Annotated in this window: 14 protein-coding genes; 9 read left to right on the forward strand and 5 right to left on the reverse strand. The window is 63.2% G+C overall.

The genetic code is table 11. The annotated features are described in order from the left end of the window. Positions 1 to 96 precede the first annotated feature (96 nt). Positions 97 to 687 carry a TetR/AcrR family transcriptional regulator gene (locus tag ATN37_RS27045; protein WP_007733795.1) on the forward strand — a complete coding sequence of 197 codons (591 nt, stop codon included), beginning with the start codon at positions 97 to 99 and terminating at the stop codon, positions 685 to 687. Here ATN37_RS27045 and ATN37_RS27050 read toward each other — a convergent pair. Continuing rightward, complete coding sequence (locus tag ATN37_RS27050; RefSeq protein WP_308125238.1) at positions 623 to 1747, reverse strand: alpha/beta hydrolase; 1125 nt, start codon at positions 1745 to 1747, stop codon at positions 623 to 625. The two genes, ATN37_RS27045 and ATN37_RS27050, sit on opposite strands and share 65 nt — an antisense overlap. 19 nt (positions 1748 to 1766) lie before the next feature. On the opposite strand from ATN37_RS27050, the gene ATN37_RS27055 reads away from it, so the two are divergent. Genes ATN37_RS27055 through ATN37_RS27065 form a run of 3 tightly spaced genes read left to right on the forward strand, consistent with a single transcriptional unit; the run spans position 1767 to position 3789 of the window. Further along, positions 1767 to 2531, forward strand: coding sequence for an MBL fold metallo-hydrolase (locus ATN37_RS27055; RefSeq protein WP_065455254.1), 765 nt, complete (start codon positions 1767 to 1769; stop codon positions 2529 to 2531). Further along, a complete protein-coding gene (locus tag ATN37_RS27060) occupies positions 2528 to 3187 on the forward strand; it encodes an alpha/beta fold hydrolase (protein WP_058037738.1) in 660 nt (219 codons plus the stop codon). Before ATN37_RS27055 ends, ATN37_RS27060 begins: the two co-directional genes overlap by 4 nt. A gap of 50 nt (positions 3188 to 3237) precedes the next feature. Next, positions 3238 to 3789, forward strand: a complete 552-nt coding sequence (locus ATN37_RS27065) for an SRPBCC family protein (protein ID WP_003940599.1) — start codon at positions 3238 to 3240, stop codon at positions 3787 to 3789. A gap of 4 nt (positions 3790 to 3793) precedes the next feature. Here the strand turns inward: ATN37_RS27065 and ATN37_RS27070 are convergent, their stop codons facing one another. Further along, positions 3794 to 4864, reverse strand: a complete 1071-nt coding sequence (locus ATN37_RS27070; protein ID WP_064073436.1) for a LacI family DNA-binding transcriptional regulator — start codon at positions 4862 to 4864, stop codon at positions 3794 to 3796. 159 nt (positions 4865 to 5023) lie between these two features. On the opposite strand from ATN37_RS27070, the gene ATN37_RS27075 reads away from it, so the two are divergent. Further along, entirely contained in the window at positions 5024 to 6196 is a 1173-nt protein-coding gene (locus ATN37_RS27075) for an acyl-CoA dehydrogenase family protein (RefSeq protein ID WP_003939770.1), read from the forward strand. After that, a complete protein-coding gene (locus ATN37_RS27080; RefSeq protein ID WP_003939934.1) occupies positions 6193 to 7341 on the forward strand; it encodes a CaiB/BaiF CoA-transferase family protein in 1149 nt (382 codons plus the stop codon). The genes ATN37_RS27075 and ATN37_RS27080 overlap by 4 nt, the downstream gene beginning before the upstream one ends. Before the next feature lie 54 nt (positions 7342 to 7395). Here the strand turns inward: ATN37_RS27080 and ATN37_RS27085 are convergent, their stop codons facing one another. Beyond that, positions 7396 to 8397 carry an NADP-dependent oxidoreductase gene (locus ATN37_RS27085; RefSeq protein WP_003939765.1) on the reverse strand — a complete coding sequence of 334 codons (1002 nt, stop codon included), beginning with the start codon at positions 8395 to 8397 and terminating at the stop codon, positions 7396 to 7398. Positions 8398 to 8508: 111 nt separating this feature from the next. On the opposite strand from ATN37_RS27085, the gene ATN37_RS27090 reads away from it, so the two are divergent. Further along, the gene (locus ATN37_RS27090) at positions 8509 to 9432 is read left to right on the forward strand and encodes an alpha/beta fold hydrolase (RefSeq protein WP_058037741.1); all 924 of its coding nucleotides are present in this window, start codon (positions 8509 to 8511) and stop codon (positions 9430 to 9432) included. Next, the gene (locus ATN37_RS27095; RefSeq protein ID WP_003940510.1) at positions 9429 to 9860 is read left to right on the forward strand and encodes a nuclear transport factor 2 family protein; all 432 of its coding nucleotides are present in this window, start codon (positions 9429 to 9431) and stop codon (positions 9858 to 9860) included. The genes ATN37_RS27090 and ATN37_RS27095 overlap by 4 nt, the downstream gene beginning before the upstream one ends. An 18-nt stretch (positions 9861 to 9878) precedes the next feature. Here the strand turns inward: ATN37_RS27095 and ATN37_RS27100 are convergent, their stop codons facing one another. Continuing rightward, on the reverse strand, positions 9879 to 10652 hold the full coding sequence (locus tag ATN37_RS27100) for an SDR family oxidoreductase (protein WP_058037742.1): 774 nt from the start codon (positions 10650 to 10652) through the stop codon (positions 9879 to 9881). A gap of 209 nt (positions 10653 to 10861) precedes the next feature. On the opposite strand from ATN37_RS27100, the gene ATN37_RS27105 reads away from it, so the two are divergent. Further along, the gene (locus ATN37_RS27105) at positions 10862 to 11788 is read left to right on the forward strand and encodes a hypothetical protein (RefSeq protein ID WP_218695847.1); all 927 of its coding nucleotides are present in this window, start codon (positions 10862 to 10864) and stop codon (positions 11786 to 11788) included. Here ATN37_RS27105 and ATN37_RS27110 read toward each other — a convergent pair. Then, entirely contained in the window at positions 11776 to 12387 is a 612-nt protein-coding gene (locus tag ATN37_RS27110; protein ID WP_058037744.1) for a phosphoribosylanthranilate isomerase, read from the reverse strand. The genes ATN37_RS27105 and ATN37_RS27110 overlap by 13 nt on opposite strands. Positions 12388 to 12421 lie beyond the last annotated feature (34 nt).

The following is a 12421-nucleotide window of genomic DNA, read 5'->3' on the forward strand; positions in this document are numbered from 1 at the left end:
TACCCCAAATTGGGGTTTCGGGAGTGCGCCTGCGGTGCGCTTCCGGTATTCGGCTACCGTTGGAATCTCGATACTCAGAACCGCGAGGAGGTTCCGATGGCGCGATTGACCAGGCAGGAAGCGCAGGCGATGACCCGCGAGACCTTGTTGGCGACGGCCGTCGAACATTTCCTCGATCGCGGGTACGCCGCCGCGTCGCTCGATCAGATCGCCGAGGATGCCGGTTATTCCAAAGGTGCGGTGTACTCGAACTTCAAGAACAAGGACGAGTTGTGCGCCGAGGTGCTCGGCCGAATCAGGTTGACCAAGGTCGGCGAGATCACCTCACAGCTCGGAGCCAATTCGACGCTCGACGACGCGGTGGCCGAGTTCGCGCGATGGGCCGAGCGAACCATCGGGGACAAGAGATGGACGCTGCTCGAAGTCGAGTTCTCGGTGCGATCGCGGCACAGCGAAGAGATCCGCGAAAAGATCGCGACGGGTGCCGATCAGGTGCGCGGATTGATTGCCGGAGTGGTGCAACATCTTGCCGAGTCCAACGGCGTGACGCCGACACTGGACCCGAACGCCGCGGCACTGCGCATACTCAGCGTCGGAATCGGTTTGGGGCTACAGCGTGCGATCAGCCCTGAGCTGCCGGTTGATCCGCTGGTGGATACGTTGCGGGAGATTTTGCTGGGTGGGTGAGTAGAACGCGGAGCATTCCGCCGATCTCGGCGACGGCGGTGCGCGAACCCACGCTCGGTCCCAGAACGTTGACGAAGCCGTGGATGAACCCGCGATAGCGTCGATCGGTCACGTGAACACCGTTGTCGCGCAATCGAGCTGCGTAGGCTTCGCCTTCGTCCCGGAGTGGATCGAATCCCGCCGTGATCACGATGGCCGGCGGCAGTCCGGTCGCGTCGGGGGCGCGTAGCGGCGACACCATCGGATCGAGTCGATCGGCATTGCTGCCGAGGAAGCTGGACTCGTAGAAGTTCATGTTGGCCTCGGTCAGGAAGAAACCTTCACCGAACGTCGTTCGCGAGGGGGCCTTCTCGTGAAAGTCGGTCGCGGGGTAGATCAACAGCTGCGCCGCCGGTGGGGTCTTGCCGTCGTCGCGGGCACGCAGCGCGACCGTTGCGGAAAGATGCCCGCCCGCGCTGTCGCCCCCGACAGCGATGCGCGTCGGGTCTGCGCAGAACTCGTCGGCGCGGTCGACGATATCGAGGTAGGCGGCGTAGGCATCGTGTACCGGTGTGGGGAAAGCGAATTCGGGTGAGAGCCGGTAGTCGACCGAGATGACCCGTGCGCCGGAGGTTTCGGCCAACAGGCGGCACGGGGCATCGTGGGATTCGATGCTGCCCTGTACCCACCCGCCGCCGTGGAAGTAGACGAGCAGAGCGCCGGTGTCGGCTGTCGGGACGTAGAGCCGGGCGCGAAGCAGGCCGTCGGCACCCGAAACGGAGATCTCCTCGGTGTGGACGGGCGTGGGCCTGCCGCCCATCATGATCGCGGTTCGGGTGAGATTGGCGCGAGCAGCGGCGAGCGACTGGGGATCGGTTGAATGCGAGGGGAGTGGCCGCGTCTTCGCGAGCGTGAGCAGAAGGTGTGCGTCGGCGTCGAGCGTGTTGCCCTCGATGACGACGGGTGGTCCGGTGATTCGACGTTTCACCGCGCTGGGCAGTGCGAATGCGGCTGCCACCAAGGATGCTTCGGCGCGATCTCGAATGCTGCGGCTGCTGGCCTGCTTCACGGATTCCGACACGTGGCGCAGACTACCAAGCATGACTACTGCGGCACTGTCGATCACGCAGATCGAGAACACACATCTGGTTCGGTGCGGTCACGCCAATTGGGTCCTGGTCGAAGAGGGGTCCGATCTGACCTTGATCGACGGCGGATATCCGGCCAACGGCACCGACGTCGAACGCTCGATCGAACAGATCGGTCACCAGCTCGGGGATGTTCGGGCAATTCTCGTCACTCACGCGCACATCGATCACATCGGTGGGATCGCGGACATCGTGACTCGGCTCGAGGTTCCGGTCCTGATGGATCCGTTGGAAGTGCCTCATGCGAAGAGGGAGTATCTGCAACAGTTGTCGCCGGTCGGAGTTCCGTTGCTGTTGTGGCGGCGAGGTGCTCCGAAATGGCTTCGCGACGTGATCGGAGTCGGCGCGTTGAAAGGTGCGGAACTGCCTCGGGCACAGTCCTTTGCGTCCGGTGGTGCGCTGGACGTTCCCGGTCGGATCGTGCCGATTCCCACTCATGGGCATACCGACGGCCACAGCGCTTACCTTGTTCCCGACGCAGGAGTGATCGCGTCGGGTGACGCTCTGGTGACCGGACATGCGACGTCGAGCGTCGCCGGACCACAATTTCTGGTGTGCCCCTTCAATCATGACCGTGAAGCGACCGACCAGGCGTTGGACAATATCGCCGCTGCACCGGCCGGCGTGCTGTTTCCCGGACATGGTCCGGTTTACGAGGGCAGCATGACTGCCGCGGTCGAACAGGCCCGAGCGGGCCGGACAAGGATGCGTCCATGACTACTGTCGAAACGGTCGACGAAGGTGCGGTGCACGGTTTCCTTCATCGACCTGCTTCTGTGTCCTTCGCGTCGCCCGTCGCCACGCTTGCACTGACTCACGGCGCGGGAAGTAACTGCGACACCGTGCTGTTGCGTGCTGTTGCCGACGGCTTTGCTGCGGCAGGAGCGCAAGTTCTGCGCTTCGATCTCGCGTTTCGGGTGCGTCGAGCTTCGGGGCCTCCGCATCCGTCGCGTGCTGCGGAGGATCGCGCGGGCATTGCCGAGGTGATTGCTGCTCTTCGCAAGGACTACTCGGTGCCCGGACCCGTTCTGCTCGGCGGACATTCGTACGGCGGTCGGCAGGCGTCGATGCTTGCGGCGGAGAACCCGGGACTTGTCGACGGCCTGGTCCTTCTCTCCTATCCACTGCATCCACCGAAGAAGCCCGAGAAGCTCAGAACCGAACACCTGCCCGAACTGAACACACCGACCGTTGTCGTCCACGGTTCGAAGGACGAGTTTGCGACAACGGAGGAGATGCGGGCAGCACTCGCCTTGATTCCCGCCGCGACGCGTCTGGTGGAGTTCGAAGGAGCTCGACACGACTTGTCCGTGGTGAAATTTCCGGTGGTGGAGGAGACAGTCGCGGCCGCATCGGCGGTGTTTGCGTTCTGAACGCCGAGCGGGCGGTTGCCCGTGTCGGTGGTTCCTGGTGAGATCGAACCATGAGTGCCCAGCCGTATCAGCCCAGTGCCCTGTCCGACGTCACGGTGAGCGTCGACGGTGACGACACAGTCGTCAGCTTTCCTCGGGTGCTGCCGTATTCCGTCGAGAAGGTGTGGGAGGCGATCACCGACCCGGAGATGTTGGCGCAATGGACGCCGTACACCGCCGATCGGAACCTGAGCCGTACCGGTGATGCGGTGATCACCATGCTCACCGAGGACGGCGCCCCCGAAATGTCGCTGCCGGTCACCGTTCACGTCGTGGAGACCACTCGGCGGCTCGAACACGAGTGGGGCCCGGACGAATTGGTGTGGGACCTGACCCCGATCGAAGGCGGTACCCGCGTCGTGCTGACGCAGAGGTCGCGCGCCGAGGGGATGGCGTCGGCGCTCGCTGCGGGGTGGCATCTGTGCTTCGACGTACTCGATGCCCTTCTGGCAGGCGAGCCCTTCGGGCCGATCGTGGGTGAACGGGCGCGCGAGTACGGCTGGGACGCACTCAACTCCGGTTACGCGCGACAGTTGGGCATCGACGAATCTCAGGTCTGGTAGCTGCTCAGAGTTTGTGACTGGCAGGCTTTCTGGTGGAGGCTCGCGCGATCAGTTCGACGGGAAGCTTCACGGATTCGACGTTCTTGCCGGAGATCAGTGCGAGTAGGTGCTCGAGCCCGGTCGCACCGATCTTTCGGGCGGGGGACCTGACCGTCGTCAGGGGCACCGGGAGTTGGGAGACAACCGGAATGTCGTTGTAGCCGACCAACGCAAGATCGTCGGGAATGCTCAACCCGAGATCACGGGCCACACCGAGTACGCCGATCGCGATGGTGTCGCTCACCGTGAAAACGGCGTCAGGGCGCGTGTTCCCGCTGAGCAGTGTGGCCGCCGCATCGACACCCCCTTGAACTTCGAACTCGGACGCCACTATTCGGTTCGGCGGCAGTTCCAGACCGGCTTCGGCCAGGGCATCGCGGAAACCCGCGACGCGTTCCCTCGACGTGCTGGCGTGATCCGGCCCCGCGATCACTCCGAGATCGCGATAGCCGCAGTCCAGTAGATGCTTCCCCGCGAGGTAGCCGCCGAGGCGGTCGTCGCCGCTGACAAAGGGAAGGCTTCGGTTGACGGATGACGTCGCCGAGTCGATGTGCCGGTTCAGCAGCAGGATCGGCAGTGAGCGCAGGGGGAGCGAGTCGACGAAATCGGTACCCGGCAGGTGGATGCTGCTCAGCATGAGACCGTCGACCTGCCGGCTCACCAGGAACTCGACCGCTTTGCGTTGCGCTTCCAGATCGTCGGGCGGGCTGGAGAGCAAGACGGAGTACCCGGCTGCGGTGGCGGCTTCCTCGATGCCTTGGAACATGGTGGCCACTACAACGTCTGTCAGTCTCGGCATCACGACGCCGATGGTGGTGGTCTTGCGGGTACGCAGGCTGGCTGCCCACAGGTTCGGTTGGTAACCGAGTTCCTCGGCAACCTGACGAACCCGGAGTGCGGAGTCGGACCAGCCGTCGGCGGGCTCGGGCTGACGGAGGACCCGCGACGCCGTCGAGATGTGGACCCCGGCCTGGTCGGCGATTTCGCGCAGCGTCGGCGGACGGCCGTTGCTGCGGTTCGACGGATCGGGCGTCATCTGCGTCGTGGCTCCTGGTGTGCGTCGGTTCTGAGTTGGTTCGGTGTCGGTCGGCAGTTCGGGGATTGACGGGTGCGCAACCGGGCTCTACTCTAGGCGATGCAAACGATTGCGCAATCGTTCTCGCAAAGGATTGCGCCCGAGAACACTGGAGGCCCCGTGACCACGCCGCAGTCCCTGTCCGAGCTTTTTGCCATCGACACCCTGCTGGACGCAGAGGAGATCGCGATCCGCGACACGGTCCGCAAGATGGTCGACGATCGCATTCGCCCGCACGTAGGTGAATGGTTCGAAGCGGCAGCACTGCCGGCTCGTGAGCTGGCCAAGGAACTGGGCGCGCTCGGCGTACTGGGCATGCACCTCGAGGGCTACGGCTGTGCCGGGATGAGCGCCACGGCGTACGGGTTGGCCTGCCAGGAACTCGAAGCTGTCGATTCGGGCATTCGCAGCCTCGTCTCGGTCCAGGGCTCGCTCGCCATGTTCGCGATCCACCACAACGGAAGTGAAGAGCAGAAGGAAGAATGGCTCCCGCGAATGGCGGCGGGTGAAGCCATCGGCTGCTTCGGTCTCACGGAACCCGATTTCGGATCCAACCCCGGCGGTATGCGAACCAACGCCAAGCGCGACGGCGACGACTGGATCCTCAACGGCACCAAGATGTGGATCACCAACGGCTCCATCGCGGACGTCGCCGTGGTCTGGGCTCGAACCGACGACGGCGTGCGCGGATTTGTCGTTCCCACCGACACTCCGGGATTCTCCGCCCCCGAGATCAAGAACAAGATGTCGCTCCGGGCGTCGGTCACCTCGGAACTGGTGCTCGAGGACGTGCGTCTGCCTGCCTCGGCGATGCTGCCCAAGGCTCGCGGACTGTCCGGCCCGCTCGGCTGCCTCAACGAGGCACGCTTCGGCATCATCTTCGGGGCAATGGGTGCAGCACGTGACTGCCTCGAGACTGCGATCTCATATGCACGTGATCGCAAGGTCTTCGACAAGTCGCTCGCCGCGTATCAGATCACCCAGGCCAAGATCGCCGACATGGCAGTCGAATTGGGCAAGGGGCAGTTGCTCGCCATCCACCTCGGGCGCCTCAAGGACGCCGGGACGGTTCGCCCCGAGCAGGTCAGCACCGGCAAGCTCAACAATGTCCGCGAGGCCATCAAGATCGCCCGTGAATGCCGAACCATTCTGGGCGCCAACGGCATCACGCTCGAGTACCCCGTGATCCGGCACGCCAACAACCTCGAATCCGTTCTCACCTACGAGGGCACGTCCGAGGTTCACCAGCTCGTGATCGGCCGCGCTCTCACCGGTGAAGAAGCTTTCCGGTGACGGCAGACGCTGTCGGAGCGCTCGACGGGTTGGTGATCGCTGATTTCGGCCGCGTCCTCGCCGGTCCGTACGCCACGATGATTCTCGCCGACCTGGGTGCCGAGGTCGTCAAGATCGAGCGGCCGGGTGTCGGTGACGACACTCGCAGCTGGGGCCCACCGTGGGTGGGGGACGAGTCGAGCTACTTTCTGTCGGTGAACCGCAACAAGAAGTCGGTCACTCTGGACCTGCGCGAGCGCGAGGATCTGGAGAGTGCACGCGAGCTGGTTCGCAATGCGGACGTCGTGGTGCAGAACTTCCTGCCGGGAACGATGGACCGTCTGGGGCTGGGCTACGACGCTGTCCGAGAAATGAATCCGCGTGCGGTCTACTGCTCGATCAGCGGCTTCGGTGGCAACAACTCTCTGCCGGGATACGACCTGTTGATTCAGGCGGTCGGCGGATTGATGAGTATCACCGGACCCGATCCCAAGACTCCCACCAAGGTCGGTGTCGCGGTGGTCGACGTCATCACCGGCCTGCATGCCAGCGTGGGAATCCTTGCAGCGCTGCGCCATCGCGATCGCACAGGCGAAGGGCAGCACGTCGAGGTCAATCTGTTGTCCTCGTTGCTGTCCGCACTGGCCAACCAGTCGTCCGGCTACGTGGCCGCGGGCGTGGTGCCGCAGGCAATGGGCAACCGGCATCCGAGCATCGCACCATACGAGGTATTCGACACCGCGGACCGTCCGCTGGTCCTCGCGGTCGGCAATGATCGGCAATTCAGTTCGTTGACAGAGGTTCTCGGAGTTTCCGAACTTGCCGCTGATGCGCGTTTCGCGTCCAACAGCGACAGGGTTGCGCATCGAGAAGAACTGTTCGACGCCGTCACTGCTGCATTGGCCAAGGGCTCTGCGGACTCGTGGTTCGAGGCACTGACCGAGCGAGGTGTTCCGTGTGGGCCTCTCAACGACATCGCCGACGCGATAGCGCTGGCGGAACGGCTGAATCTCGATCCGGTGGTATCCATCGACGACCCGCGTCGCGATGCACCGACTCGGCAGGTAGCCAATCCGATTCGGATGAGCGGCACGCCGGCAACCTATCGGTCGGCCCCGCCGCGGTTGGGGGAGGACAGCGTTCCCACTCCGTCCGGAGTCAGTTGACCCAAGCGAATCGGCCACCGGAATACCGGTGGCCGATCTGCGTGTGTGGCCGACTCAGCTGACCTTCAAGACCAGCTTTCCGGTGTTCGCTCCGGCGAAGAGAAGATTGAGGCTGTCGCCGAACGCGTCGATACCGCCGTCGACGACGTGCTCGCGAGCAGTCAATTCGCCACTCTTGATCCACTTTCCGATCTGCTCTTGTGCTTCTGCGTAGCGATCGAGGTAGTCGAAGACCACGAAGCCGGCCATCGTGGCGCGGTTGACGAGAAGTGACAGGTAGTGAGCAGGGCCTGGCTGAGGTTCGGTGGCGTTGTAGCCCGCGATGGCGCCGCAGATGACCACCCGAGCGCCGAGGCGCAGACGGGAGAGAGCGGCGTCGAGAATTTCTCCGCCGACGTTGTCGAAGTACACGTCGATACCGTCGGGAGCGTTGGACTTGAGCGCCTTGTATACGGATTCGTTCTTGTAGTCGATGGCGACATCGAAGCCGAGGTCCTCGGTGAGCCACGCGCACTTCTCCGGACCGCCGGCGATGCCGATGACCTTGCATCCGTGAAGCTTTGCGATCTGGCCGACCAGACTGCCGACCGCACCCGCGGCACCGGACACGACGACGGTGTCACCGTCTTTCAGCTTTCCGACGTCGAGTAATCCGAAATACGCAGTGACGCCGGGGAAACCGAGAGCGCCGAGCCAGGTCGGCAGGGGAGCGATCGATTCGTCGACCCGAGTGACGTCTGTACCGTCGGAAACGCCGTACTCGGAAGCGCCGAAGGATCCGGCCACGATGTCCCCGACCTGGTAATCGGGGTGCTGTGATTCGGTGATGCGTCCGACGCCGTGGGCGCGCATGACGGAACCGAGCTTGACCGGCGGAACGTACGACTTGACGTCGTTGAGCCAACCGCGCATCGCGGGGTCGAGGGAGAGGTATTCGACCTTGACGACAAACTCGCCCGGTCCGGCGGACGGGATCTCGGCATCGACGTATTCCCAGGTGGAAGCGTCGGGAAGTCCTGTCGGGCGGGCGGCGAGGCGTACTTGGCGGTTGGTCATCTCTCCCCTTCGGCGAAACGAATTGAACTTGAGGCCGGATTCAATATAGGTGATGGATCACGAACTGGGAAGAGTTGGATGAACCGATTGACGACTATGTATGTTCGATCGATGAGCAATGTGGTCGAAGACGCGCCTGGTTGGTTCACTCGGGCGTTGGCAGCGCCGGTCGAGACGGGGTCGGTGGAGGTCGAGGGTGCCTCGGTGCACTTTCGGGCTTGGGGGCCGGCGGGGCCGGGAATCGTGCTGATTCACGGCGGCGCAGCCCACAGTCGCTGGTGGGATCACATTGCGCCGCAGTTCGCCGAGGGGCGCCGCGTCGTCGCTCTCGACTTGACGGGCCACGGCGACAGTGACACTCGCGACGCCTACGCGATGTCCCAGTGGGCTCGCGAGGTGCTGGCGGCGGCCGAGGCCGGGGGAATCGACGGCAAGCCGATTCTGGTGGGGCACAGTATGGGTGGGATTGTTTCTTTCGTGGCCTCGCATCTGCATGGCGAACTGTTGGACGGGGTTGTCATCATCGATTCTCCGCTCAAGGCGCGTACGCCCGAAGAGGAGGCGGCTCGACGCCAGAATGCGTTCGGCCCCAAGAAGGTTTATCCCACCAGGGAAGACGCGATGGGCCGTTTCCGCTTCGTTCCGCCGCAGGATTCGGGTCTGCCTGCGGTGCGTGACCATGTGGCGGCCACGTCGATGGAGGAAGTCGAGGGCGGTTGGTCGTGGAAGTTCGATCCGAATTTCTTTCTCCGAGTAGGCGCCGAAGATGTCCTCGACAGCGAACCACGTTGCCGCGTAGCCTATTTCCGAGCCGAGAACGGCATCGTGTCCGATCGACTCATGGAGCACATGCGCGGATTGTTCGGAACGGAGGCCATCGTGGCGGAGATTCCCGAAGCCGGACATCACGTCATGATCGATCAGCCGTTGCAACTCGTGACCGGGGTGCGAACTGTGTTGAGTGCGTGGTCCGTCGCAAGTCAAGTGCCGGTAGATCAAGCGGCAGGTAACGTCGAGGGAAGGGTAGAAGCATGAGCACGGAATTGACGCTCGAACCGAAAGTCGAAGCTGCACTGAAGTTGTGGCACACCATGATCGAAACCGGCGATCTGTCGGCGCTACCGACGATCGTCGCGCCCGACGCGCAGTTCCGATCGCCCACGGGATTCAAGCCGTACCAGTCCGCGGATGCCGTTGTGCTCATTCTCAATACGGTGATCCAGGTGTTCGAGAACTTCGAGTACCACCGTCAGTTCGCCGGAGCCAACGGTCGACAGGTCGTGCTCGAATTCAGTGCGAACATCGGCGACAAGAGTCTCAAGGGAATCGACATGGTCGAATTCGACGAGGACGGCAAGATCGTCGATTTCGAGGTCATGGTGCGTCCGGCCAGCGGGCTCGCGGCTTTGGCTGCCGAAATGGGTAAGAGGCTCGGGCAGACGCTACCGACCTACAAAGCCTGAACTGAGTCCGGCCAAGGCTCAGTTCGTACTGAATCCGCCGTTGGAGTGAAGGAGTTGTCCCGTAATCCAGCCTCCGGCGTCGGACATCAGAAACCGAACGAGGTTTGCAGTGTCGCCGGGAGTACCCAGCCGGCCGGCAGGAGTCTGGAGGGTTGTGGCCTGTCTGATCTCGGGTGTCATCCATCCTGTGTCGATAGGTCCTGGGTTGACGACGTTGGCTCGTATGCCGCGTGATCCAAGTTCGACTGCGGCGGCGATGACGATGCGGTCGAGAGCGCCCTTGCTGGCCCCGTACGGAAGATTGTGGGCCGCATGGTCGCTGGTGAGTGCGATGATCCGCCCGGCCACCTGACTGACGTCGCGCTGTTCCGGAAGCCGTTCAGCGAACGCTTTGATCAGCAGCCAGGAGGCGCGAGTGTTGACGGCGAAATGTCGTTCCCAGCTCTCGACGGTGGTATCGAGGATCGAGCTGTCGACGCTTTCGCAATGTGAGAGCACCAGCCCACGGAGGTCGTTCCGCGCTGCGGCAGCGTCAACGAGCTGATCGGCCACGTCGGGCGAGGCCAGATCTCCAGGAACGAGGTCGACACGGCTTCCGAGTGCGCGACACTTCTCGGCAATGTCTTGCGGATCGTGCGCTCCGCGCCCGAACCCGACGCGTTCGTCGTAAGGCTCCCAGTAGCCGATAGCCAGATCCCAACCATCCTCGGCAAGGCCCAATGCGAGGCCCGCTCCGATCGACTTGCTCCGACCGACACCGGTGATCAATACGGTCCCGCGCTTGTCAGACACTGCTCGCCTCCAGAGATGTCCTGCAATTCAAATGGGGTGAGGTCACTTCAGATGGAAGCATCACTGTAGCGGGCGAGCTGTCGCCTGTATCGAGCGAGCTGTCGCCGTGCCTCGACCTGACCAGTGTCTTGACACGGCGCTGGTCACAGCGTTTGACTGAGATGCAAGCTCGAGTTGATTCGCCGGACTGTGTCCCGGGAGGTTGACCTATGCGCGGCAATGGAATTGCAGGCAAGGCTTTCTCAGGCGAGGGCTGTAGACGTGGACAAGAATCTCACCGAGCACGGTCTCATCGCGGGACCGTCTCGGTTCTGGCTTTGGTTGGGGTGTGCGTACTTTCGTTTGCCACCACTCAGATGGCCGGCGCGCAACCGGTTGCAGAGAATGTCGATACCGGGTTCGTGATCCCTTTTGCCGGGGCACCGGTCTACGAGAGCGTCGCGCCCACGCAGATGACTACTCCGGATCAACTCAACCAGCCACTCGGTCAGCAGACTGCGGAAGAGATTGCCGCGCAGATCGGACTCGAGCCAGCCGACGCTTTGACCGAGGAGCAGTATCGCGACCTCATGGCCGGTGGTGGGGTCGGTGGCAATCTCGAGGATGCCGAGGTGATCGACGAATGCGCCCGGATTCTCACCAATACGAACGGGCGGCCCCTCTATTCCGGCACTACGCCGTCGGTTCTGGCCAGTTACGGGTTGTACGTGAATCCCGACGGATTGCTGGAGAGTCCGGCCAACGCGGATGCGCCGACGCGACAGGTGAATACGCTGATCGCCCCTGCCGGTTTCGTGGGCACCTGGTTGCGCAACAACGGTGCAACGCACACTCTGATTGCGCTCTATCAGTCGGCATACACGGTGCAGGCAGTCTACGGATTTGCAGCGCAACAGATTTCGGGAGCAGCGCAGCTGGTGGCCAACACCAAAGGCGATGTGAATTCGGAAGTCGGCATGTCGATGGCACCGCCGCTCTGGATAGTGAACTTCGCACTGCTCTACATCTTGAAGCCGTCACTGGCGGCGGCCATGCCTGCGCACTGGGCTCCCATTCCGCCTGCCGTTGCCGACGCCGTGAAAGCGAGTCCCACCGGTCAAGTCGCTTTCAGTGACTACGCGTCCTATTTCGAGTGATCGGTCTGGCGGACAGCGCTCACGAACTTCTCGATCAACGCGTGGTCCTTGACGCCGCGGGAGGATTCGACGCCGCTGGAGACGTCGACGCCCCAGGCTCCGGTGGCATCGAGTGCGTCGCGAACGTTGTCCGGGGACAGTCCGCCCGCCAGGATCCACTTGCCTTGCGGGCGCGATTGCTGTTGGGCCCAGTTCCACGGCACCCCTGATCCGGCGTCTGCGCCGTCGATCAGGAGTTCGTCCTCGCCGAGGTCGAGATTGTAACCGTCGCGGACGTTGCTGGAGACGACCGCGCGGATGACGGTGAGGCCGGCATCGTGCAGCCGCTGCACTTGCTCGGCGTCGACAAGATCGTGAACCTGTACGGTGCGAAGCCCGGTGATCTTCGCGATCTCGAGGATCTGTCCGATCGGGTTGCCGAGAAAGACTCCGATTGCACGGATGTGATCGGGAACTCGCGCGAGCAGAGCGACTGCGAGTGTGGGGTCGACTTTGCGGACGCTCTCGGCGAAGACGAAACCGATGGCGTCGACGCCCAGGCCCACCGTGAGGTCGACCGTGTCAACGTCGCGTAGGCCACAGACCTTGATGAATGTCACCTGATACAGAGTACTAGCGTCGTCGTCTAGCCTC

Origin of the sequence: Rhodococcus sp. MH15 (assembly GCF_019266045.1) — a bacterium.
Taxonomy (GTDB): Bacteria; Actinomycetota; Actinomycetes; order Mycobacteriales; family Mycobacteriaceae; genus Rhodococcus_F; species Rhodococcus_F qingshengii.